The following is a 22,139-nucleotide window of genomic DNA, read 5'->3' on the forward strand; positions in this document are numbered from 1 at the left end:
TGATAATTTTTATTTCTAAAGGTTAGTCGTACAGTCTTTATATAGGAACGAGGCAGGGGTATCACAAAATAGTTGCTTTAATAACGCCCTACAACCGCCCAAAAGCAATTCCATTTTTACCTCTATCCTCATAATTTGCTGTTTTTTCTTTCTGCAAAGATAATCATTTTCTTCAAACGATAAGGTTTCTAAAATCTTATGGGTTTGAATGATAGGTTTTTCGGGCTGCCCCTTTTATTTCTTTTGCCTTTTTTATGATTTCTGCCAATAAATTCGCAATTTTGTTTCGCAAGATGCCTTAGCGCAAAAACTCAAAACGCTTCTACCCCTCTCTTTTCTACACTCCCATTCATCTTTTACCAATCCCCTGATTTTATGAAACATACTTCGCTTTCCCTTACCTGCCTACTGCTCCTTTTTTTGCTTGGGATAGGCACGCCTGCCGCCTTGCATGCACAAGATAGCCTTAGCACCGCCCAACTTTTCAAGATGTTGCAAGAAATGCAGCAGCAACAACAACGACTAAACCAACAAAATCAAAGCTATCAATCGCTTCTCAATTTATTGCAAGACTCTTTAAAAAATAGCACTAAAAAAATCTTAGACCTTTCTTATACCGTAGAAACCCAACGCAGTGCCTTAGAACGCAACGAAGCCATTGTAAAGGACGTAACCAAAAGAGTAGAGCTTTCCGACGAGGCGCGTTACAAAATCATCAAAACCAACTTAGTTAGCTCTGCCGACCTCTTCGAGCAGCTCAACGATAGGCTCAATACCCTCTATGCCATTAGCCAGATAGAAAGTTATCGCAACCTTTTGGCAACCCTAAACAACCCTGCCGACCAGAGCATGGGCTTTTCCTACAATGAAAAAATGCTCAAACTCATCGAACAGCATATCGCCGTAGGCAAAGACCGAAACAATGGGCAGGTCATGCAAATTGCAAAGGCAATTTTAGAGCAGCCCGCTGTCAAGACCTTTACCTCTGCCATTCCGATTGTCAATGTCGGAACTTCGCTTTTGAGTTATGTTTCTGGAATTGCGGCACAAAGGAAAGACCTTTCTGCAAACAATATCCTGACTTTCAAGACCGAAATGGAAAAATATACAGGTTATTATAGCCAGCTCAATCAGCTCAATATGCGTTTTGCCTCCAACTTGGAAAGCTATCAGGTACAAAATGCAAGTATTCATAATACGCTTTTAGAACTAACTACTGCCTATGCTACTTCGCTCAAATTCCAAACAGGCTCTTTTGACGAAAACGGAAATGTTCCCGTAGGCGAGTATCTTTCTACCGTCTTTCGTAGCTACAACAAAGACGAAGTGCGCCGCTACTTAGAGGGCTTGGAAAAAGCCGCTACCAAAAATGGAAAGGTAGATTACGGTTTGGTGCTAAAACAAAATCCGCACCTCTTAGATGCCAACAAAAACACTGAACGAGCCGCACATTTATACCGCCAATTCGAGAGCCTTTATGGGCAGTATATCTCGATGTTAGAGGAAAATAGTCGTGGTACGATTAACGTCTTAGAGAGTGCTATTGAATTGGGTTTGAGCAGCGACAATACCAAAATCAAAGCCCAAGTGGATATTTTGCGCACCCGCAAAACAGAGGCTATCGCTGGTATTCGCCGCGCCATCAATATCGAGCGCATGAAAACAACGGTAAATAACTTAGACGGCTTCTTTGGGGGCGGACTCTAAAAAGTTAAGATTTCAGAAAAGTCTATTTTCCTATAAACTTCTTGCTTTCAAGTGCCGTTTTTGATTTGACTAACTGTCTTCAAGGTGCAGTCTTGTTAAGTTTTGAAAATCTCACGCCAACGTAGGGACAAGGCACTGCCTTGTCCTGACTTGGATTGAAATAAAATTGTTTATTCAGACCCAAAATAAGATTGTATCCAAATTTTATTTTGTTAAGAACTTGAAAACGCAATATTTTGCTAAAACTTAACGCTGTGCAGGGGGTTAAATGCTAAAAAAAAGTAGCCAACGTAGGGACAAGGCACTGCCTTGTCCTAAGCGAGGTTGAAACAAAAAAGGGTTTTTAGCCCAAATTTTATTTCGCTTCAAATTTGACAACCTAAGAGTTTGCGCAGGACTTAACATTGCGGTTTTGGTGCAAAGTGCATTTTGGGCTTTTTCGCTACTATAAAGCCTAAAATTTCCAAAAAATGCTTGTGATTCACTTTCCTATTGATAAAAAATGCGATTAAAAAGATGAAAAAAAAACAAATTGCTCCTCCTTTAAGCTATTTTTCAAAAGTATCGCTCCTACTTTCTGTGAGCCTTTTTCTATCGGCTTGGGTTTCGGCACAAAAAACACAACTTGTCCTTTTTAAAGACAAAAACGGAACGCCTTTCAACCTACAAAATCCGCGTGCCTTTCTTTCTCAAAAAGCCATAGATAGGCGAATAAAACAACAAATTAGCCTTGATGAGCGCGATTTACCCGTCAATCCCGACTATTTACGACAAATCGCCGCCACAGGTGCAGAGATACTTTATCCGACCAAATGGCAAAATGGTGCGTTGGTCTTTGCCACAGAGGAGGTCTTTGCACAGATTCAAAACCTGCCTTTTGTCCTTAAAATCGAACAAATTGCGCATCAGCAGCGAAAAAGGGCTTCCTTTTTAGAAGATTACGAAAAGCACCAAAATCGCACAGGCTTGGCAAGCGAGGGGCTGGATTTGTCCTTGCCCGACTTGTTCCAAAATCCTACCCTTCTTAGCACTTCTTGGCAGAAAGTAAGCCGCACCCTACAAGATTCGGCAACTTTTGGCGCAGCCAACGACCAAAATAAGATGGTTGGCATAGATAAAATGCACGCCGCAGGCTATCGTGGTGAAGGCATCTGGATTGCTGTCTTTGATGGGGGCTTCCGCCAATGGGTCAATATGCGCGTCTTTGCAGGTATGGACATCGGCGAAACCTATGATTTTGTCTTGCGCAAGCCGCAGGTAGATGATAGCAGCGACCATGGCAGCCGCGTGCTTTCCGTCTTGGCTTCTAATTTGGAGGGACAATTAGTAGGCGGCGCACCCAAAGCGAAATATTTTTTATACAAAACCGAAGATGTAAGAGGAGAAATGCCCATCGAGGAGGCGTATTGGCTCATTGCTGCCGAACGTGCCGATAGCGTTGGCGTGGATATTATTCAATCTTCTTTGGGCTATTACGATTTTGATGACCCTGCCTTCAATTACAAACACGAAGACCTCGATGGGCGCACTGCCCTCATCTCACGTGCCGCAGATTGGGCTGCCGAAAGGGGAATTTTGGTGGTAACAAGTGCGGGCAATGAAGGAAATTTGGCATGGCGAAAAATTACCTTCCCTGCTGATGCGCGAAATGTCTTGGCGGTAGGGGCGGTTAATGTGCTGAATGATTTGGCAAGTTTTAGCTCACGTGGCAACGCCGCCGACGGACGCATCAAGCCCGACTTGGTAACAATGGGCAGCGGAACAGCCACTTGGGGCGTGCGCGATATGCTTTCCTTAGGAAATGGCACTTCCTTCGCCGCGCCTGTTCTAAGCGGTTTGGCGGCAGGTTTTTGGCAGGCAAACCCAACCCTAAAAGCCTCCGAAGTACGCGAATATCTCAAACAATCGGGACACCAATATCGCACGCCCGACGAAAACTTTGGATACGGGATTCCTCATTTTCAAAGGGCGCAAAATAGAGTTGTCAATGGAAGTCCTGATTTTTTTGCTACAAAAACGAAAATGATAGAAACTTCTTTCCCTAACCCTTTGGAAAAAGACAATCAACTTCAAGTTCGTTTTGCGCCTGATTTTGTGGCTACCTATTCGCTACTTTCGCCTACGGTAGAAATAGAAATTTGCAACATTTTAGGACAAATTTTGGACAAACAAGTAATTTCTATGGAAAATATCGCCCAAAATCCTAACTTTGTCCTGCAAATCCCTGTTCACCTGACAAGTCAGATTTTATACATTCGCTTTCAAAGTGCTGCTTATAGTCAGGTCTTAAAAGTGGTAAAACCTTGAAAGGTTTTAATAGCAAATTAGCATAAAAAGCGATAAGAAAAAAGTTCTTATCGCTTTTATAGTTTCATAAACTTTCAATTTTATGTTTTCAAAAGTCAAAAAATTATACCAAAAATATAGAAATTATCTCATTGTAGATGCACTTATGTATCTGCTTATGATTTTACTGATGCTGGTAACTATCATAGGGGTAGTCTTGTGGAAAAAGTATAATGCCGCTTAATACAATCTTTCTCATACAAATATGAAAATAAAATTAAAAAAAATATACTTTATTTTAATAACTTTTCACTTACTTCTAATACCTTCGCTTTGCGCTAATGGCTTGATAGTTAGCGATTTAGCTTTAATAGATGCGGGGCGTTTGCACCTTCGTTTGGCTTGGGAAAATGCTTGGCACAATGATTTGAACCATGATGGTGTTTGGCTTTTTGTCAAATATCGCCGTTATGGGGGAGCGTGGCAGCATCTGGATTTGAGTGCTACTAAGGCGGCGCATCTGGTTCAAAATGTCGATTTGGAAGTGGAAGCGGTGAGTGATGGCAAAGGAATTTTTGTATATCCTCAACAAAAAGGTTTTTTTTCTGATATAGAAACCGAACTAACTCTTTCATTTTCAGAAAACTTATCGCTTTTGGGGCAGTACGATTTTAGGGTTTTTGCTGTGGAAATGGTTTGGATTCCCGAAGGTGGTTTTTGGGTTGGCGATGGAATAGGCACACAAAACGCCCTACGCAAAGGGGGCGCAAAGGCATTGGATTCGCTCGATACCGAACCTTTTTGGATAGAAAGCGAAGCCGAAATTTCGGTAGGAACGGCGGCAAACCAACTCTATGGCAGTGCTGCTGATGATTGGTCGCCAAAAGGCAATATTCCCGCTACTTTTCCCAAAGGTTTTGCCTCTTTTTGGGTAATGAAATACGAAATTACACAAATTCAGTATGCAGATTTTTTAAATACCCTAACTTTTGAACAGCAAAAAAATAGGACACGTGCTGCGCCCGATAGTCCGCCTGCCACACCTGCCCTTTCACCTGCGCCTTTGGATAGGGCAGAGGCGGCGCGAAGCACGCTCGTTGTGGCGCAAAGTGCAGACGCGCTCACTTTGCAGCCTGCGCGTTATGCCTGTGATGGCAATTTGAATGGCGTTTTCAATGAGCCGCAAGATGGAAAAGAACGCGCCTGTAACTGGCTTGATGGAGAAGATTTATTGGCTTATTTAGAGTGGGCTGCGTTGCGTCCACTTACGGAGCTTGAATTTGAGAAAATAGCACGCGGGAGAGTTTTTCCCAAAAAAGGAGAATTTCCTTGGCAGACTATCTACCTTATCAATGGTTATGGAGTAGAAAATGAAGGCAGCGAAAATGAAACGTTGCGCAAAACAGAAACCTTCGACCCTGCCATTTCAAGAGTTGATAGTGCAGGTTTTGCCAACTACAATTCGGGTATAGATTTTAGGCAATTAGCAGGTGTAACGCGCGTCGGTTTTGGAGCAGCCCAAAATAGAGCCGAAGAAGCCACACAAGAGTCTGAAAATGAGGCACTTTATTTTAAAAGACGCTTACAGGCTGGGGCTTCACCTTATGGCGTTTTGGAGCTATCGGGTAATGTATGGGAGGCGTGTGTTACTCTTGAGGCAGTGGCGTTGCGCTATCAGGGCAATGTTGGCAGTGGAAACTTAGATGCGGAGGGTAAGGCTACTGTTTGGCGTTTTGCACCTGCGGCAGACTTGCTTCGTTTGCGCGGAGGCGGTTGGAATAGCACTGCTTTTGAAGTAGGAAATTTTAGAGATACTAGCGTTTCGGCAAGATATTATGCAAATTTGCGTCATTTCTTACGTAGGGATACCACAGGTGGCAGAGGTGCAAGATAGCCAACTTAAAAGTTGAATTACTTTGAAATTTTTTCAAATTTAGAAAGCATAGTTTCGATAAATCAAAATCTTCTTTTTTCTACAAAATGCTGTTTTTGGGCTTGGAAATTTGTGGGAAGTTTTGTAACTTTGCGCTGCCCTGAATAGGAAACTTTGCCCCTTTCAAAGCGAGCTTATATAAGTTTGTTATTTCAGTAACACCTTAAAAGGCTTTTTTGATAAAATTAACCTCTATTTCCTTGCCGCCTTCGCTTAAAAAACGCTTGTTTTGTGGTATAGAAGTGAAAAGGCGTGGGGAAGTTTTGGATAAATGCTTGGTGGTAGATATTTTATGATGAAACTTTGCAAGAATAAAACAACTTCAAAAGAATGGATTATAAAAGCATTACAGAAAATATAATTGACTTGAAAAATGCAGATTTAGCATTAAGGGAGAAACTGGTTCAAAGCCGACAACTTAGTAATGGTTATAACGAAGAAATGAAAGAGTTGCATAACAGAAATGCTAAAATATTAAGCAACATAGTAGACAAAATCGGCTATCCGACAATCGACAAAGTTGGTAAGGAGGCTAACGAAGCAGCTTGGTTGGTAATACAACATTCTGTCGGACAACCTGAATTTATGAAAAAATGTGCAAAACTGTTGGAAAAAGCTGTTAGTGAAAACAAAGCAAATCCGAAAAGTTTAGCGTATCTAACCGACCGAATCGCAGTTTTTGAAGGTAAGCCACAACTTTACGGAACTCAATTTGATTGGGACGAAAACGGAAACCTTAGCCCTAATATATTTGACGACTTAACCAAAGTAAATGAAAGAAGAAAATCAATCGGACTTAACACACTTGAAGAACAAACAGAAATAATGAGAAAACAAGTAATAAATGAAAATCAATCTCCACCGAAAGACTTTGAGAAGAGAACGCAAGAAATTGAACAATGGAGAAAAAGTGTCGGATGGACGAAGTAAAGACAGCCGCCAACACAAATTTTTCGTCAGGCGTGACGCGTTTCTGCATTTACACCTGAAAAACTTTTGTATATTAGCCGAGTGCAGGTGCGTTTTGTTTCGCTCGAAGGCAAAGCCAAAAAGTTTAGTGGCAAGTGTAATAATAAATATCAAAAAAATAAATTTTAAAAATGACTTACTCAATAGATTTAAAAGAACTCGCAACGCGAGAAAGTGAAAAAGTAGAGTGGAAAAAAAATGGTGATGACAAAGAAATTGTCAAATCAATCGTAAAAACCATTTCTGCTTTTGCTAATGATATTTCAAACTTTGGTGGTGGGTACGTGGTTTGCGGTGCAAATGAAACTAAAGATGAGTATGGCTTTCCTAAACTCGAATATACAGGGCTATCTGCCAACAAATTAAAAGAAATTGAAGGTAGGGTATTAAAATATTGCAGAGACAATGTGAGTCCCCCTGTTGTGCCTATTGTCCAAGAATTAGAAAATCCTGAAAATAGTGATACAAGGATTTTAATTTTTATTGTATTGGGAACATCAGAGGCACATTCTTATAGAGATGGAGAAAGCAGTGCCTATTACGTGCGAGTGAGCAGAGAAACAAGAGAAGCCCGCAATGGGGTTCTTACGCAACTTTTAGTGAAAAAACAAAAATTAGAATATTTCGATAAAAAAATGCACCCTACTGCGACTGAAAGCGACATAGATGTTCTTTTATTTCGGGATTGTATGCAGGAAATGGGACTACTTTTTCCTGATAAATCCTTAGAAGATTATTTTTCAGATAAGGAACAGATAGCGGAGTTGGTATCCCCTTTATTTAGACGGGGTGGATTAGATAGCGTGTTGCGCCCAAGAAATTTTACACTTTTATTATTCGGCAAAAAATCCTCTATTACTGTCAATTTTCCTGATGCACACATTGTATTTTCTATTTATAGTGGAACAGACAGAAGTGCCACGACTGCTGAGAGGCACATTTTGACAGGTTCAATTATCGAGCAAGCGAGAAAATCAGTAGAGCTTTTGAATGCTCAGGCTTACACTGCATTTGACAAAACTAACGCAAAGCCAAATCAAGTAAAGTACCCCATTAGAGCCTTGCAGGAGGCTGTTATCAATGCTATCGTTCATCGAAATTATGAAATACCTGAACCTATTAGAATTACTGTATTTTCTGATAGAATTGAAATTATGTCGCCGGGTGAACTCCATTGGGGAGTTGATAAAGAAAAATTTTTAAGCGGTAAAGCAAGTCCTAAGTGGAGAAACCAAAGTTTTGCTTATTTATTTAATAAACTACAACTTGCTCAATTCGAAGGGCAAGGTATTCCGACTATTTTCCGAACAATGAAAGAAGAAGGCTGCCCAAATCCGACCTTTGAAATAGGGACGGATAGCATCACTTGTATCCTGCCTGCACACCCAAGACATCGTATTGTAAGAGAATTGCAAGAAATACAGGACAAAATTATTTTAGGAAAATTGGACGAAGCAAAACAACAAGCTTTGCATTTATTAGATACAGATTTATATAATTTTAGAACTCTTGATTTGTATTGTGAAATTGTAGCAAAACAGAAAAAACCACAAGAACTTTATGAATTTATTTCTAATAAAAATTTAGATTTTTATTCACTTAATCCTAATACCTTAATAAACATTGCAGAAATATTAACTTTTCAAAAGGAAGATAAAAACTATGAACTTTTAGCCAATAGAATACTCTCTGTTGCATTATCAGGCAAAATAGAAGAAAGCCAAGTGGTAAAAGCAGTCGTCAGTCTAAAAAAAGTAGGTACGCCCGAAGACGTAATTAAATTCGTTGGAGATATTTTTTCAAAATATCCTTCTTTAACCACTAATGCAACATTATTCGAAAAAAGGGCTACCGCAAAAATGGATTTAGCAAAAAGTTGTATTAATACAGGTAAAAATTTCAAGAGTAGTTCAAAAACTAAATCAAGAGCTTGGGAACTTTGTCGGCAATTATTAGCCGAAGCAGAGAAAGATTTATCAAAAGCCTTAGAATTTGCAGATAACCACAATGAAAAATCCTTTATAGAAAACCATATTACCTTTTTAGAAAAGATGAAAAAAACTTCTCAAAAACCTCGCTAAATAGACTACCTGCCCACAATGTTATGTTTGCGAACAGAAAGTCAGCGAAGCTAATTGTAAATCGGCGAAGCCAAAAGGCAGGCTAATGTGCTAATTTAGGCTTTTGTGCTTTCTATAAACTTTGTGCGTAGGGCAAGGAAAGTGCTATCAAACTCACCCTTTGCAAATATTTCCCGTCAGCGGTCAGTTACAAAAATAAATGAATATGGTACAAAACAAACCCTAAGCGTTTTTAAGCGTCTTAGGGTTGTAAGCCAAATTTTTAATCGTTTTTGATAGATTTTACGTTTGTGCGTATATTTCAGACCCTTATGAGCCGCTTATGCCATCTTGATTTCGTAGATTTCGGCTAACTTTTCTACTACAAAATCAATTTCAGAAAGGGTATTGTACTTACTAAATGAAAAGCGAATATTAGGCTGTCCGCCTGCACAATTAAGGGCGCGAAGCACGTGCGAACCTACATTCGAGCCACTCGAACAGGCACTACCGCTCGAACAGGCAATCTTGGCGATGTCTAAATTGAAAAGCAACATATCGCCCAACTCTTTGGAGGCAGGAAAGCGCACATTTAGCACTTTTGGCAAGCCTTGTTCTAAATTTGCCGATTCGCCATTAAAAGAAATTTCCGACCCAAAAATAGCCGTTAGTTTTTCTATAAAATGTTTTTTTAGGGTTAGAATATGATTTTTTACGGCTTCTCTTTCACTCAAAGCCAATTCTAAGGCTTTTGCCAAGCCTACGATACCTGCGGCATTTTCCGTACCGCCGCGCATATTGCGCTCCTGTGCGCCACCTGTCTGAAAGGGTTTGATTTGGGTGCTATGGCGCAAATAGAGAAAGCCAACGCCTTTGGGACCGTGAAATTTGTGTGAAGAGCCTACTAAAAAATGAACGGGAATTGCTTGCGTATCCAAAGCATAGTAGCCCATTGTCTGTACGGTGTCGGAATGAAAAAGGGCTTGGTGCTGCTCGCAAAGTTCGCCTACGGTTGCGATGTCGGTGATGGTGCCTACTTCGTTGTTGCCATGCATCAAAGAAACCAAAGATTTGCCTTTATGATTTAATAATAGCTGGTCTAAATGTACGTAATCTATATTTCCTTTTGCGTCAGTATTGACATAACTAATTTTTATTTTTCCTTTTTTTTCTAATTCTTCGGCAGTATGCAAGACGGCATGATGCTCTAATTTGCTGGTTATCAGGTGTTTGATGTCGTTGCTTTCTACGCTACATCGTAGGGCAGTATTATCAGACTCTGTGCCGCCCGAAGTAAAGAAAATCTCGGCAGGTGAGGTATTGAGCAGTTCGGCTACCTTCTTACGCGCCCGCTCGATGGCAGTGCGTACAACGCGCCCTTGTGCATGGGTAGAGGAAGGGTTGCCGTAATGGGTAGTGAAAAAAGGCATCATTTCGTCTAAGACTTCGGGCGAAAGTGCGGTAGTGGCAGCATTATCGAGGTAGATGTAATCGTCTGTGTGGTGGTTCATGGGTGCTTGTGTTTCAAAAGGTACTTTAAAATAGGCTTAAAAGATGAAAGAGTAGGTGCAAAAGAGGGGATACAAGGCAGGCAAAGAGAAGCAAGGGAAAGCCAAACCATTTCCCTTGCCCCCATTATTTATTCCCACTCAATCGTTGCAGGCGGCTTCGAGCTAATATCATACACAACCCGATTCACGCCCTTGACGCGATTGATAATCTGATTCGACATCTCTGCCAAAAAATCGTAAGGCAGATGCGCCCAATCTGCCGTCATGCCGTCAGTGCTGGTTACGGCACGAAGCGCAACGGCGTTTTCATACGTGCGTTCATCGCCCATAACGCCTACCGATTGCACAGGGAGCAAAATAGCACCTGCCTGCCAGACTTCACTATACAAGTTATGCGCTTTCAAACCTTCTATAAAAATCGCATCTACTTGCTGCAAAACCGCTACTTTTTCGGGCGTAATGTCGCCCAAAATGCGAATCGCCAATCCCGGTCCGGGGAAGGGATGACGGTTTAGAATAAAGGTAGGAAGCCCCAACTCTGCTCCCACTTTTCGAACCTCATCTTTGAAAAGCATGCGCAGTGGCTCTACAATTTTGAGGTTCATTTTTTCGGGCAAACCGCCTACGTTGTGGTGGCTTTTAATCGTTACCGAAGGTCCTTTTACCGAAACCGACTCGATGACATCGGGGTAGATAGTACCCTGTCCCAACCATTTAATATCGCTTAGGCTTTGTGCTTGGGCTTGGAAAACATCTATAAATACCTTTCCGATAGCCTTGCGCTTGGCTTCGGGGTCGGAAATTTGGGCTAAGGCAGCATAAAAATCGGCTTTGGCATCGACAGCGATTACATTCAGACCCAAATCGCGATACGATTCTACCACTTGTGCAAATTCGTCTTTGCGCAATAAACCATTATCGACAAAAACGCAGTATAGATTTTTACCAATCGCCTTGTGCAGAAGAAGGGCAGCCACAGAAGAATCCACTCCGCCCGATAAGCCCAACACGACTTTGTCGCTACCAAGTTGTGCCTCTAATTGTGCCACCGTATCCTCCACAAAGGCGGCAGGAGTCCAGTCGGCTTTACATTGGCAGACTTCGAGTAAAAAGTTGGCTAAAATAGTTTTGCCTTCCAAACTATGCGTTACTTCGGGGTGAAATTGCAAGCCAAAAGTAGGCTCATCTTTGATTTGATAAGCCGCAACGGGTATGCTTTCTGTACGCGCAATGGCTTCGAAATTGTCGGGCAAACTCTGTATGCTATCGCCATGCGACATCCAAACCTGCGAGCTTTCCGACACCCCTTTCAAAAGCCCCGACTCCGCCAAAGGGCGAATCTTTGCCCTGCCATATTCGCGGATTTCCGAGCGCACCACACTACCGCCATACACATGCGCCATCAGCTGTGCGCCATAGCAAATGCCTAAAATCGGTATCTTTTTGCGCCACTGTGCCAAATCTATGCGCGGAGAATCGTTTTGATGCACTGAAAAGGGGCTTCCCGAAAGGATAATGCCTTTGACACTTTCGTCTATCAGGGGCAGGTGGTGATAGGGGTGTATTTCACAAAATATCTCTAATTCGCGAACTCTACGCGCAATCAGTTGAGTGTATTGCGAACCGAAGTCTATGATAAGGATTTTTTCTTGCATAGCGAGGCAGCACAGCTTGTGCCGAAATGGTGCGAAAATGGGCTAATCGTGTCGCCTCCTCTGATAAGAAAGGCGGCACTTTCAAAGTGCAAAAGTAGCGTTTTTTATAGAGTTTCGCAAATATTTGAGCCGAATCAAATACCCTGCTACCGAATTTTTAGGCGCGGATTTGCCATTCTTTTATATCTTTTTTAGCTTAGATTGCGTTTTTTGTGTATATTTCTGTATCTTCAAATTTCATTTGTTTCATAAACTCATTCCCAAGGAGTTTGTAACGGTTTTAATACCAAAATATGAAGGCAATTACAAAACAAAACTAAGATTAAGATTTTCAAATGGCGAAAATTTATATATATCAGAGCCTTTCGAGGGCGTAATTGACAAAAAGCAGTTTTTAGGTTGGAAAAATTATCGGAATTATAAATATGACGCTTCCTATGACTTCGATTATGCTTTTTATGGCGCAAGACCGTTTATGTCCCACGAAGGCGAGGGTGAAAAATAAAGTGTTTTTTATGACGATTGTATCTGTTTTTGGTCGGAACGAACAAGCCCCTTTCTTTGCCTTGCTCCAATAAAAAACGTACCTTTGCTTTCCACTTGGCTATAAAAAGTAGAGTTGTCAAAAAAAGGCAAAATACAATATAATCTTTTTAAAATCGCATGGTAGTATCAGAATACATAGAAATTTTAAACCAACGATATGCCCTTGGCAATACCACAGAGCATACTTTTCGCGGCGATTTACAACAACTGTTAGAAAGTTTGCTGCCCGATTTGCACATCACAAACGAACCCAAAAGACAAGCCTGCGGTGCGCCCGATTACATTCTGACCAAAAATGAAATTCCTGTGGGCTTCATCGAAGCCAAAGACATAGGCGAAAAAGACCTTGAAGGCACAAAAAAAACAGGCAACAAGGCACAATTTGATAGGTACAAGGCTGCACTAAACAATATCATTTTTACAGATTATATCAAATTTTATCTCTATCAGGAAGGTGAGTTGGTGGCACAAATTGCGATTGCAGAATTGAATGGTAAAAAAATTGAACCTATAAAAGAAAATTTTAAAGCATTTGAAAATCTAATAAAAAGTTTTTATTATCACGTCGGACAGACCATCAATAGCAGCAAAAAATTAGCCCAAATGATGGCTGCAAAGGCGCGTTTGCTTTCCGATATTATTGGAAAAGCCTTGATTAGCGACGAAACAAGCGGCGAAGATAGCACGCTCAAAGACCAAATGCTTGCCTTTCGCCAGATTCTAATTCATGACATCACGCCCCAAGCTTTTGCTGATGTTTATGCCCAAACGATTGCTTATGGCATGTTTGCCGCTCGCCTACATGATGCGCATCTGGACAGCTTTTCGCGTCAAAAGGCTGCCCAACTTATCCCCAAATCGAACCCTTTTCTTAGAAATTTGTTCCAATATGTGGCAGGCTACGATTTAGACGACCGCATTATTTGGGTAGTAGATGATTTAGCAGACATCTTTTTGGCGTGTAATATCGAAGAGATTTTAAAAAATTATGGGAAAAGTACCAATATGGAAGACCCCATTATTCACTTTTACGAAACCTTTTTAAGTGAATACGACCCCAAATTGCGTAAATCGCGCGGCGTTTGGTACACTCCGCAGCCTGTGGTCGACTTCATGGTACGCGCTCTTGATGAAATTTTGCAGGTAGAATTTGGACTCGAAAACGGGCTTGCCAATGCTTCTAAAATGGAAGTAGTACAAAAAGAAAAACAAAATAAAGAGGAAATTCACAAAGTACAAATCCTTGACCCTGCCACAGGTACGGGTACTTTTTTAGCAGAAATTATTAAAAATATCCATAAAAAATTTAAAGGAAAAGAAGGCATTTGGGATAGTTATGTAGAAAACGACCTATTGCCGCGCTTGCATGGCTTCGAACTTTTGATGGCGAGTTATGCAATGGCGCACCTCAAATTAGACCTACTTCTTTCCGAAACAGGCTATCAACCTACTAAAAATCAACGACTTAGGATTTTTCTAACCAATAGTTTGGAAGAAAGTCAGCCCGAAGTGAGTAGCCTTTTTGCTTCGTGGCTAAGTAGGGAAGCGAATGAAGCCAATCAAATCAAGCGCGATACGCCGCTGATGTGTGTCATTGGAAACCCGCCTTATGCAGTGAGTAGTTCTAATAAAAATGAGTGGATTCAAAATCTTATTGCAGACTATAAAAAAGATTTGAATGAAAAAAATATTCAACCACTTTCAGATGATTATATTAAATTTATTCGTTATGGACAGCATTTTATCCATAAAAATGGTAGTGGGATATTAGCTTATGTTTCTAATAATAGTTTTATTGATGGAGTTATTCATCGTCAAATGAGAAAAAACTTGTTACAAGATTTTGATAAAATTTATATTTTAGACCTACATGGGAACGCCAAAAAAAAGGAAGTTGCCCCTGACGGTTCGCCCGACCAAAATGTTTTCGACATCATGCAGGGCGTTAGCATCAATATTTTTGTGAAGACAGGTAAAAAAGCGGCAGAAGATTTAGGAAAAGTTTTTTATTATGAGCTATTTGGTAAAAGAAAATCAAAATATGAAGTCTTGACAAAAAATAAGATGTCGTCCTTAGCTTGGAAACAAGTGGAGGCTGCCCACCCTAATTATTTTTTTGTTGAGAAAAATTTTCAAAACAATGCCTCTTATCAAGAAGGTTTCGCACTCCAAGAACTTTTTGGTATTTATGCAAGTGGTATTAAAACCCATGATGATAACAAATTAGTAAGTAATAAAAAATTTGATGAAAATAATCAACTTTATTATTATAGACCTTTTGATGTTCGCTACATTAATTATGACTTAAACAAGGTTGAGCGACATAGATTTTCAGTAATGAAACATTTATTAGATGAGAATATTGCGATTTTATTACCTCGACAGGCGATTACAGAAAAATTTGGTTTTTTCCTAAGCAAGGGACTCACCGACGGAAACTATACAGGCGTAGCAGGGCAGTTTGGGGCAGGCTTGGTTTTTCCGCTTTATCTTTATCCAGAGTCGGCGCAAGAGCGTTTGCGTGGTCAAAAGCGCAGGTTAGATGAGTTGGAACTGTTGGAATTGCGTCAGGAGGAATTACTCGCGCTTATCGATAATGCTGAAAAATCGTTTGCTAATTTGCATAAATTGTATAAAAATGTAGAAAATCCCGACCAAGAGATGCAAAATTTGTATCAACATCAAGCTAAAAACTTACAAAAATTAAAAAATGAACTTTCTACTTTAAAAGAAAAGTGGCAGCGTTATCGCCAGAGTCAGCAGGCAGATGTTCGTCCTACCCAACTTTTTGAGCAAAAAAAGCGCGTTCCTAACCTGAATCCTAAAATTATACAAAAAATAGAAAAAAGTTTAGACTTAATTTTTATAGATGAAAAAGAAAATAAAACAAATACTTTTTCACCCATAGATATTTTAGACTATATTTATGCCATTTTACATGCGCCAACTTATAGAGAAAAATATAAAGAATTTTTGAAAATAGATTTTCCGCGCATACCCTACCCCAAAGATGCCGATTCTTTTTGGCAGTTGGTGTGGTTAGGAGAGGAATTGCGTCAAGTTCATTTATTGGAAAGTGAAAAAATAAATAACGCTACGGTTTTGTATCCTAAAAAAGGCAATAATAAAGTAGAAAAATTTTTCTTCCAAAACGAAAAAATTTATATCAATGAAAGTCAATTTTTTGACAATGTTCCTGCTTTTGTTTGGGATTTCTACATTGGCGGTTATCAGCCTGCCCAAAAGTGGCTCAAAGACCGCAAAGATGAGGAACTAAGTTTAGAAGATATTGCACATTACCAAAAAATAATTGTAGCTATTCAGGAAACAAAAAAACTAATGCAAGAGATAGATAAAATCTATGTTAAATAAAATAGGATAGTTTTTTAGTTCTTTATTGATTGATTGCGTTATATGCAATGGCGTAGTCGGTACGCGCTCCCATGGGGCGGAAGTAGCCTATGGCATCATAGACATGACGCGCCTGAAAGTGTGAATTTTCCAAAGTGAGCGCATCTACATAACTGCGCCTAACATCTGAAAGGGCAAGATAATAGCTATAAACGCCTTGTTTTAGCCAAAATTCGCCATGAAAAAGTCTTAAAGTAGGATAATATTTGAATAGATATGCTTCTGTAATTTGCCAATCGTTGAAGTTCCCTATCAAATAAACGTCTTTGTTATACATCGATTCGCTTTCATTGAGGTAGAAATTAACACGCGCATAGTCGGCTTCTATACTTGGATTTGTACCGCGTTCTCCTTCTATAATGACACGACCATTAAAATCTTCATAAAAAGCATAATCGCTATTTTCTCTACTTTTTTCACGCCTCAAATGCACTGCGTTTCCGTCGGGCAAAAGTTGTATGCTATCTACATTGATGCCCAGACGCATCATAGAACGCAAATCGCAGATGCGCATTTCATTGGCAGCCCAAAAAGTATTTTCTAAATTAAAATGATTATATTGTAAAGTTTTGTCAAAAGCCTGTATGAAAGTAGGCTTTAAGCCATAAAGCGCATTGTCCCATCTATAATTTTGCCGTATCACGATTTGCAGTTGTTCGGCAGGATTGACTACTTGTGTCAAGCCACCATAATTTAAACTTGCATTGATTTGATGACGGATTCTATTTTCAGTAGGATTATTCAAAGGTACTTGCTGTAAAAAAACGCTGCCTTTTGGCTCGTAAAGCGTGAAACGCCTAATAAGGAGTGGCTCGTCGTTTTCTTCATCTGCACCCGATTCAAAGATTTTGACTACGTAGTTGCCCGATACTTTGAGCGGCGGAATTTGAAATTTGTAATGCACATAGGAAACTTTTGTATTGATAGAATACTCAAAATTTTGAACAGGAAAATCGTTGTAAGTATCTAAGTATTCCATTTGTGGCAGTTCGGAAATGCGCCAATCTGCCCAACAGTTGTAGATTTTAGCCATCAAATAACTACCATCACCATTTAAAATATCAAATTCTAAGACCAAATTTTGCTTATCTAAGGTAGTGATAGCAGGGCGCAAAATTTGTTCGGGCGTGCCTAAGTTGGGATAGAAAAGCACCGTCTTTATGTCGGGATTGACAATTCTATCAAAAATAGGCGCGTTATTTTCTTGCGCCAAAAGGGGCAGAGAAAATAAAGGAGATAAAAAAAGCAGGAAAAGTGCAAATTTTATATAAAAGTGCAATAATTTAAAGGGGTTTTTGGTAACGGTTTCCATTTTGTAGAAAGGCTTGAATGTCGGCATCGATGATTTGAAAAACGTGGTCTTTGAAGGCTTCTACTTCGTCAAGTGTTTTATTTTTTGTATCAATAGGCTCATGAAAAAGCAAAGTACAGCGGTGGCGGCGAAACCTAATCGGTGATTTATCGGGCAAGACGCGCCAACTGCCCAAGATGCTCACAGGCACTAAGGGCGTTTGCGTTTCGATGGCAGCTTTGAAAGCACCCTCTTTGAAGGGTATCATCAAAGGCGGATTTTCGCTAAAAATGCCGCCTTCGGGGTAGATAAGTAGATTTTTGCCCGCTAAAACGGCTTTTTTCATGCGCTCATAGGTCAGGACTCGACTCTGTGTTTCGCTTCTATCTACGGGAATGTGTAATTTTTTAAACTTATATCCGAATAATGGCACTTTTCCTACCGAACTTTTGCCTACAAAGGTGCTAAAATTTGGGATAGCACTAATCATAAGGGCGATGTCGAGAAAGGAGGCATGGTTGGCAGCATAGATGTAATTTTGTTTCGGATTGGGCTTGAAAAACCAAATATTTCGTACAGGAATAAAACTAATAAGAAAGAAAAACTTTCCCCAAGCCTTATAGACCCAATGGGTATATTGATGCCAAGCCTTTTTTTGTATCAATATCCAAAAAAAAGGATAGAGTGCGACAAAACTAACGAAAAACCAAAAAAGACACCAAATTGTATAAAGAAGCGACATAAGAAGACAAAAATGTTAAACAGTATTTATAGCATAAAAAGAAATAGAAAAGTCTTTTTTAGCTTTTTATCATTGAGGGTCTAAATCTTTCATGCGCTCGCCAAAGGCTTCCTTTTCACAAGCATCAGATTCAGCCACAAAAAAGGCTGCCCATTTTGCGCGATTTTGTGTCTGTGCCTCCAAAAGTGGGGTTAGATTTTCAGATAAGCAGTTTTTTTTCACTTCGGCAGCGGTTTCTACATCAAAAACAGGCTTTGCTTTCAGGCAGGCACAATAGGCTTGGGTTGCCTTTTGGAAAGAAGCCTCTGCCTCTTTATCTTCTTTTTGCGCCTGACAAGCCCAAAAAAAAGAGATAAGAGAAAGTAGTAGGAAAGAAGAAGTAATTTTTTGAATCATAAAATAAGTATAATTTTATGTTTTGTAAAGTTTTTTTAATGGCTTTTGAAGGACTATTTAAAAAGATTTGTAGCCATTGAAAGTTTAATGCGCGTGAGTTCCTGTTTGGTATTGAGGGCAAAATCGCCTTTCATCATCCAATCGTAATAAGAAGGTTCGGCTTTTAAAACTTCTACTACGCTTTTTCCCTTGTGTTTTCCAAAATTAAAAACGGGTACATTTTTGTCATCATAGACCATGCGCCCCATCAAATCCACATTGCGCGAGAGAGAAAGTTCGTTTAAAATAGCCATGTCGTTGGCTACAGGTTTGAGAACGTTGCCGCGTGTATCTTTTACCTCTACGCCGTCGTATTTCTCAATTTGTGCCTCCAATACTTCCAAGCAAGCGAGGGTATCCACTTCGGCACTGTGCGCTCCTTCGAGTTCTTTTCCACAATAAAATTTATAGGCTGCCGAAAGCGTGCGTGGCTCCATCAGGTGATAAATGCGCTGCAAGTCTATAATTTTGCGATTTTGAAGGTTGAAATCTACCCCTGCTCTTAAAAATTCTTCTACCAACATTGGCACATCGAAGCGCAGAATATTAAATCCTGCTAAATCTGCCCCTTTGAGAAAGTCTGCCAAAGATTTTGCAATTTGCTTGAAAGTGGGCGCATCTGCAATGTCTGTATCGCTGATGCCATGAATTGCCGTAACTTCGGCGGGAATGGGAATGGTGGGATTGATGCGTTTGGTGCGCGTTTGTCTTTCACCGTTGGGCAGAAGTTTGACGACGGAAATCTCTACGATACGGTCGTGCATGATGTCTGTGCCTGTGCTTTCGAGGTCGAAGAAAGCAAGCGGATTTTTGAGGTTTATTTTCATAGAAAAGGGTTGTCCTTTGATAAGTCTGAAAGAAGCTCTTGGCATTGAGGCAGCAAGATAGCATTTTTTTGGAAAAAAACGACGTTCTGGGTTTTCAAAGCTATCTAATCTATTCCCTCTTGTTCAATCTATCCCTTTTTATTGAGCCTGTTTTTAGAGATTAGAAAGGGATTAGAAAAAGAGCAGTAATTTTAAATGTCTAAAAATCGTGGGCAGTAAAAATTAGGTTCGAATGTAGGGACAAGGCATTGCCTTGTTCTATGCCCCAAACCCTAAGGGTCTTCAAGACCCTTAGGGTTTAAGTCCAAACGTTATTTCGTTTCTAATTTGACCAAACAAGTTTTTTTACAGAACTTAACATTACTGGGCAGCAGTAGGGCAAGGGCATTGCCTTTTCCTAAGTCGGATTGAAATAAAATGGTGCGTTCAGACCCAAAAACGGCTTTAAGCCAAATTTTATTTTGCTTCTATTTTCAACTTCTATACACCAAAAGTGGCACTTGCGATTCTTGCGCCAAAGCACCGTATTCAAGGCTTTTATTGAGCAGGCGTGCGAAAAAATTGCGTTCCTGTTTGCGCATAACGAGCAAATCTACGCGCTGCTGTTTTTCTTGTTGTTTTTGTAAAAAGTTTTCTAAGCCACTGCGTACTTGCTTTTCTACCACAATTTTAAAATTGATGTGTGTGTCTAAAAGGCTGTATCCTAACTGCGTTCTCAAATCAGACATCTTTGAGTTTTCTTCCAGCATTTTTTTTGAATCGGTACAAATATGCAGGCAGTCGAGTTTGGCTTCAAAGGTAGTCGCAAAATCTATTAAGTTGCGAATAAGGCTCTCATCATTATCGTCTAATCGAGTGGCATAAACGACATAGTCGAAATTTTTTGGTATAGGTGCGCCTTCGGGAATTGCCAAAACGGGTGTGCCTGTGTCGGCGAAAATGCTATCATTGAGGAAAAAATTTTCCCAACTGCGTTCGCCTTCTATATCGATGGCAATCATGGCAATATCCTGCCCGCGCAATAGCTCTTTGACTACATCTCCCACTTGCCCGCGCTTGACCAAAGAGGTTATCTCTATCTCTGTTTCCCATTCGGCGAGGCTTTCGCCTTCCGGTAGACGTACCGAAGCGAGGAGGGCTTGCATTTTGGCTTCCCCTTGCAAAGTAAGACTTTTAAGGCGCTCGTCAAAAAGGTGCTGATTGCTACCCGGCGGAATGTCCATTAAAAAAGGGTGCGCCAAAAAAATATTCCACCTCTGACGCTTGGCAATCACAAGGGCGTAGCTCAAAGTAAGCCAAGAGGAGGTAGTAAAATCTGTTACAACTAAAAGATAGGGTTTCATAGATAAGCGAAGTAAGAACAGTGAGAAGCAAAAAGCACGTCAGCGACAGATTGAAAACGTACCTTCTTTTTGGCATCTTAAATACGTTTTTTATTTCTAATTTTGCAAGTAGCAAACCCAAAAATTACCCAAAAATTTAAAAAAAATGGCAGAAACGTTAAAAATAGACCTACAAGCCGAAAAGAAGGCGCGTTATCAGACCCTCCTACCGCAATTAGAAGCCCTTATCGCACCCGAAGATGACCTTACGGCAAATTTAGCCAATGTCGCTTCGGCTTTGCGCATGACAATGGGCTTTTTTTGGGTCGGATTTTATCGTGTGCAGGGGCAGGAATTAGTCTTAGCTCCTTTTCAGGGCGATATTGCCTGCACCCGTATTCGCTATGGGCGTGGCGTATGTGGAACAGCTTGGGCGCAAAAAAAGACGATTCTTGTTCCTGCTGTGGAAAAATTCGAGGGGCATATTGCCTGTAGTTCTCTCTCGAAGTCGGAAATTGTGGTGCCAATTTTTCAAAATGGAGAAGTCGTCTTGATTTTAGACGTTGATAGCGACAAACTCGATGACTTTGAGGCAGACGACCAATTTTATTTGGAACAGGTTGCGCAAATAATTGAGAAAAAACATTTTAGATAAAAAATTTCACCATTTTTTATTTATACCAAATCAAAACTAACAGTTTTCAAAAAACTGTTAGTTTTTTGGGAATATAAAAGTCTAAATAAGGCACTTTTATCCGCTCTTTGGCAGATAGAAGGTTTCAAGATTTACTCAATCCTTCTTTATTTCATGACCAAGTTGCTCTATTTGGTCAATCGTTAAGCCTGTATCTTCTGAAATAACTTGGATTTCTGTCCCACGTTTGAGCATTTTTTTAGCAATTTCAATTTTCTCATCTTTCCGCACTTTCTCCTTCGCCTCCGCTATTTTCTTTTCCATCAGTTCCTCTTGTTGGATTTTCAAAGAAAGTGCCTCGCTTGCTTTTACATGTAAATAATCTAAGTAACGATTATAACCATAAGTTTGTTCTTGGTTCAGACGCATAACATCTAAAACCTCCTTTGCCTCTGCCAAACCTTTTGCTTTAAAACTATCTTTTACTTCACTATTTTTCAAAAAATAAACCCATTCGTCCAAAGTATCTTTGGCGACATCATTGAATTGATTGACTTTGATGATGTAATATTCGGGAAAAATATCAGAAATGTTTTGTTTGGTAAAAGTTTCTTTTTGCTTGTTTGAAAGCTGCAAAAGGTCGTGTTCGTGCAGACCTTGAAAATTAGTTGTCCCTTTATAGACATAATCTTTTCCTTGTCCTAAATCAAAATAAACGATATTAACAGAAATTACTTTTTTAATTTCGGAATAAGATTGCCCCAAACTCAAATTTTCCGTTAGGGCCTTTGATGCGCCATACGCCATGCG

The 22,139-nt window shown here is 40.1% G+C and carries 17 protein-coding genes; 9 read left to right on the forward strand and 8 right to left on the reverse strand.

Annotated elements, in window-relative coordinates:
• Positions 1-375 precede the first annotated feature (375 nt).
• The 6 genes from G500_RS0114070 to G500_RS0114110 all read left to right on the forward strand — a co-directional run bounded on the left by G500_RS0114070 (position 376) and on the right by G500_RS0114110 (position 8,976).
• Complete coding sequence (locus G500_RS0114070) at positions 376-1,707, forward strand: hypothetical protein (protein WP_027003018.1); 1,332 nt, start codon at positions 376-378, stop codon at positions 1,705-1,707.
• A gap of 516 nt (positions 1,708-2,223) precedes the next feature.
• Positions 2,224-4,014, forward strand: coding sequence for a S8 family serine peptidase (locus G500_RS23590; RefSeq protein ID WP_051203641.1), 1,791 nt, complete (start codon positions 2,224-2,226; stop codon positions 4,012-4,014).
• Positions 4,015-4,096: 82 nt separating this feature from the next.
• Entirely contained in the window at positions 4,097-4,237 is a 141-nt protein-coding gene (locus G500_RS26170) for a hypothetical protein (RefSeq protein ID WP_169514670.1), read from the forward strand.
• 21 nt (positions 4,238-4,258) lie between these two features.
• Entirely contained in the window at positions 4,259-5,887 is a 1,629-nt protein-coding gene (locus G500_RS0114090; protein WP_027003019.1) for an SUMF1/EgtB/PvdO family nonheme iron enzyme, read from the forward strand.
• 369 nt (positions 5,888-6,256) lie between these two features.
• Positions 6,257-6,856 carry a DUF6624 domain-containing protein gene (locus G500_RS0114100; RefSeq protein ID WP_027003020.1) on the forward strand — a complete coding sequence of 200 codons (600 nt, stop codon included), beginning with the start codon at positions 6,257-6,259 and terminating at the stop codon, positions 6,854-6,856.
• 170 nt (positions 6,857-7,026) lie between these two features.
• Positions 7,027-8,976 carry an ATP-binding protein gene (locus G500_RS0114110; protein ID WP_027003021.1) on the forward strand — a complete coding sequence of 650 codons (1,950 nt, stop codon included), beginning with the start codon at positions 7,027-7,029 and terminating at the stop codon, positions 8,974-8,976.
• Between the two features lie 320 nt (positions 8,977-9,296).
• Here the strand turns inward: G500_RS0114110 and G500_RS0114115 are convergent, their stop codons facing one another.
• Together G500_RS0114115 and guaA are read right to left on the reverse strand one after the other, a co-directional pair.
• On the reverse strand, positions 9,297-10,466 hold the full coding sequence (locus G500_RS0114115; RefSeq protein WP_027003022.1) for a cysteine desulfurase family protein: 1,170 nt from the start codon (positions 10,464-10,466) through the stop codon (positions 9,297-9,299).
• A 128-nt stretch (positions 10,467-10,594) separates the two neighbouring features.
• Positions 10,595-12,121 carry a glutamine-hydrolyzing GMP synthase gene (gene guaA / locus G500_RS0114120; protein ID WP_027003023.1) on the reverse strand — a complete coding sequence of 509 codons (1,527 nt, stop codon included), beginning with the start codon at positions 12,119-12,121 and terminating at the stop codon, positions 10,595-10,597.
• Positions 12,122-12,245: 124 nt separating this feature from the next.
• On the opposite strand from guaA, the gene G500_RS0114125 reads away from it, so the two are divergent.
• On the forward strand, positions 12,246-12,626 hold the full coding sequence (locus tag G500_RS0114125; protein ID WP_027003024.1) for a hypothetical protein: 381 nt from the start codon (positions 12,246-12,248) through the stop codon (positions 12,624-12,626).
• 158 nt (positions 12,627-12,784) lie between these two features.
• Positions 12,785-16,039, forward strand: a complete 3,255-nt coding sequence (locus tag G500_RS0114130; RefSeq protein WP_027003025.1) for a type ISP restriction/modification enzyme — start codon at positions 12,785-12,787, stop codon at positions 16,037-16,039.
• A 22-nt stretch (positions 16,040-16,061) separates the two neighbouring features.
• Here the strand turns inward: G500_RS0114130 and G500_RS0114135 are convergent, their stop codons facing one another.
• The 5 genes from G500_RS0114135 to G500_RS0114160 all read right to left on the reverse strand — a co-directional run bounded on the left by G500_RS0114135 (position 16,062) and on the right by G500_RS0114160 (position 20,716).
• Positions 16,062-17,390 (reverse strand): type IX secretion system plug protein, encoded by a 1,329-nt coding sequence (locus G500_RS0114135; RefSeq protein WP_027003026.1) that lies wholly within the window; start codon positions 17,388-17,390, stop codon positions 16,062-16,064.
• A complete protein-coding gene (locus G500_RS0114140; RefSeq protein WP_027003027.1) occupies positions 17,362-18,111 on the reverse strand; it encodes a lysophospholipid acyltransferase family protein in 750 nt (249 codons plus the stop codon). Before G500_RS0114140 ends, G500_RS0114135 begins: the two co-directional genes overlap by 29 nt.
• Positions 18,112-18,180: 69 nt before the next feature.
• On the reverse strand, positions 18,181-18,507 hold the full coding sequence (locus G500_RS0114145) for a hypothetical protein (RefSeq protein ID WP_027003028.1): 327 nt from the start codon (positions 18,505-18,507) through the stop codon (positions 18,181-18,183).
• A gap of 53 nt (positions 18,508-18,560) precedes the next feature.
• Entirely contained in the window at positions 18,561-19,373 is an 813-nt protein-coding gene (locus tag G500_RS0114150) for a 3'-5' exonuclease (protein ID WP_027003029.1), read from the reverse strand.
• A 473-nt stretch (positions 19,374-19,846) separates the two neighbouring features.
• Positions 19,847-20,716, reverse strand: coding sequence for a universal stress protein (locus tag G500_RS0114160; RefSeq protein WP_027003030.1), 870 nt, complete (start codon positions 20,714-20,716; stop codon positions 19,847-19,849).
• Positions 20,717-20,861: 145 nt separating this feature from the next.
• On the opposite strand from G500_RS0114160, the gene G500_RS0114170 reads away from it, so the two are divergent.
• On the forward strand, positions 20,862-21,350 hold the full coding sequence (locus G500_RS0114170) for a GAF domain-containing protein (protein WP_027003031.1): 489 nt from the start codon (positions 20,862-20,864) through the stop codon (positions 21,348-21,350).
• A 135-nt stretch (positions 21,351-21,485) separates the two neighbouring features.
• Here G500_RS0114170 and G500_RS0114175 read toward each other — a convergent pair.
• Positions 21,486-22,139, reverse strand: a 654-nt coding sequence (locus G500_RS0114175; protein WP_027003032.1) for a PD-(D/E)XK nuclease family transposase, incomplete at its 5' end; no start/stop codon positions are given.

The organism is Hugenholtzia roseola DSM 9546, from assembly GCF_000422585.1.
Taxonomy (GTDB): domain Bacteria; phylum Bacteroidota; class Bacteroidia; order Cytophagales; family Bernardetiaceae; genus Hugenholtzia; species Hugenholtzia roseola.

Coding starts and splice junctions, on each gene's coding strand:
- G500_RS0114135 (WP_027003026.1), bottom strand. CDS start 17,390: ATGGAAACCGTTACCAAAAACCCCTTTAAATTATTGCACTTTTATATA.
- G500_RS0114110 (WP_027003021.1), top strand. CDS start 7,027: ATGACTTACTCAATAGATTTAAAAGAACTCGCAACGCGAGAAAGTGAA.
- G500_RS0114130 (WP_027003025.1), top strand. CDS start 12,785: ATGGTAGTATCAGAATACATAGAAATTTTAAACCAACGATATGCCCTT.
- G500_RS0114160 (WP_027003030.1), bottom strand. CDS start 20,716: ATGAAACCCTATCTTTTAGTTGTAACAGATTTTACTACCTCCTCTTGG.
- G500_RS0114070 (WP_027003018.1), top strand. CDS start 376: ATGAAACATACTTCGCTTTCCCTTACCTGCCTACTGCTCCTTTTTTTG.
- G500_RS0114140 (WP_027003027.1), bottom strand. CDS start 18,111: ATGTCGCTTCTTTATACAATTTGGTGTCTTTTTTGGTTTTTCGTTAGT.
- G500_RS0114150 (WP_027003029.1), bottom strand. CDS start 19,373: ATGAAAATAAACCTCAAAAATCCGCTTGCTTTCTTCGACCTCGAAAGC.
- G500_RS23590 (WP_051203641.1), top strand. CDS start 2,224: ATGAAAAAAAAACAAATTGCTCCTCCTTTAAGCTATTTTTCAAAAGTA.
- G500_RS0114145 (WP_027003028.1), bottom strand. CDS start 18,507: ATGATTCAAAAAATTACTTCTTCTTTCCTACTACTTTCTCTTATCTCT.
- guaA (WP_027003023.1), bottom strand. CDS start 12,121: ATGCAAGAAAAAATCCTTATCATAGACTTCGGTTCGCAATACACTCAA.
- G500_RS0114100 (WP_027003020.1), top strand. CDS start 6,257: ATGGATTATAAAAGCATTACAGAAAATATAATTGACTTGAAAAATGCA.
- G500_RS0114115 (WP_027003022.1), bottom strand. CDS start 10,466: ATGAACCACCACACAGACGATTACATCTACCTCGATAATGCTGCCACT.
- G500_RS0114090 (WP_027003019.1), top strand. CDS start 4,259: ATGAAAATAAAATTAAAAAAAATATACTTTATTTTAATAACTTTTCAC.
- G500_RS0114170 (WP_027003031.1), top strand. CDS start 20,862: ATGGCAGAAACGTTAAAAATAGACCTACAAGCCGAAAAGAAGGCGCGT.
- G500_RS26170 (WP_169514670.1), top strand. CDS start 4,097: ATGTTTTCAAAAGTCAAAAAATTATACCAAAAATATAGAAATTATCTC.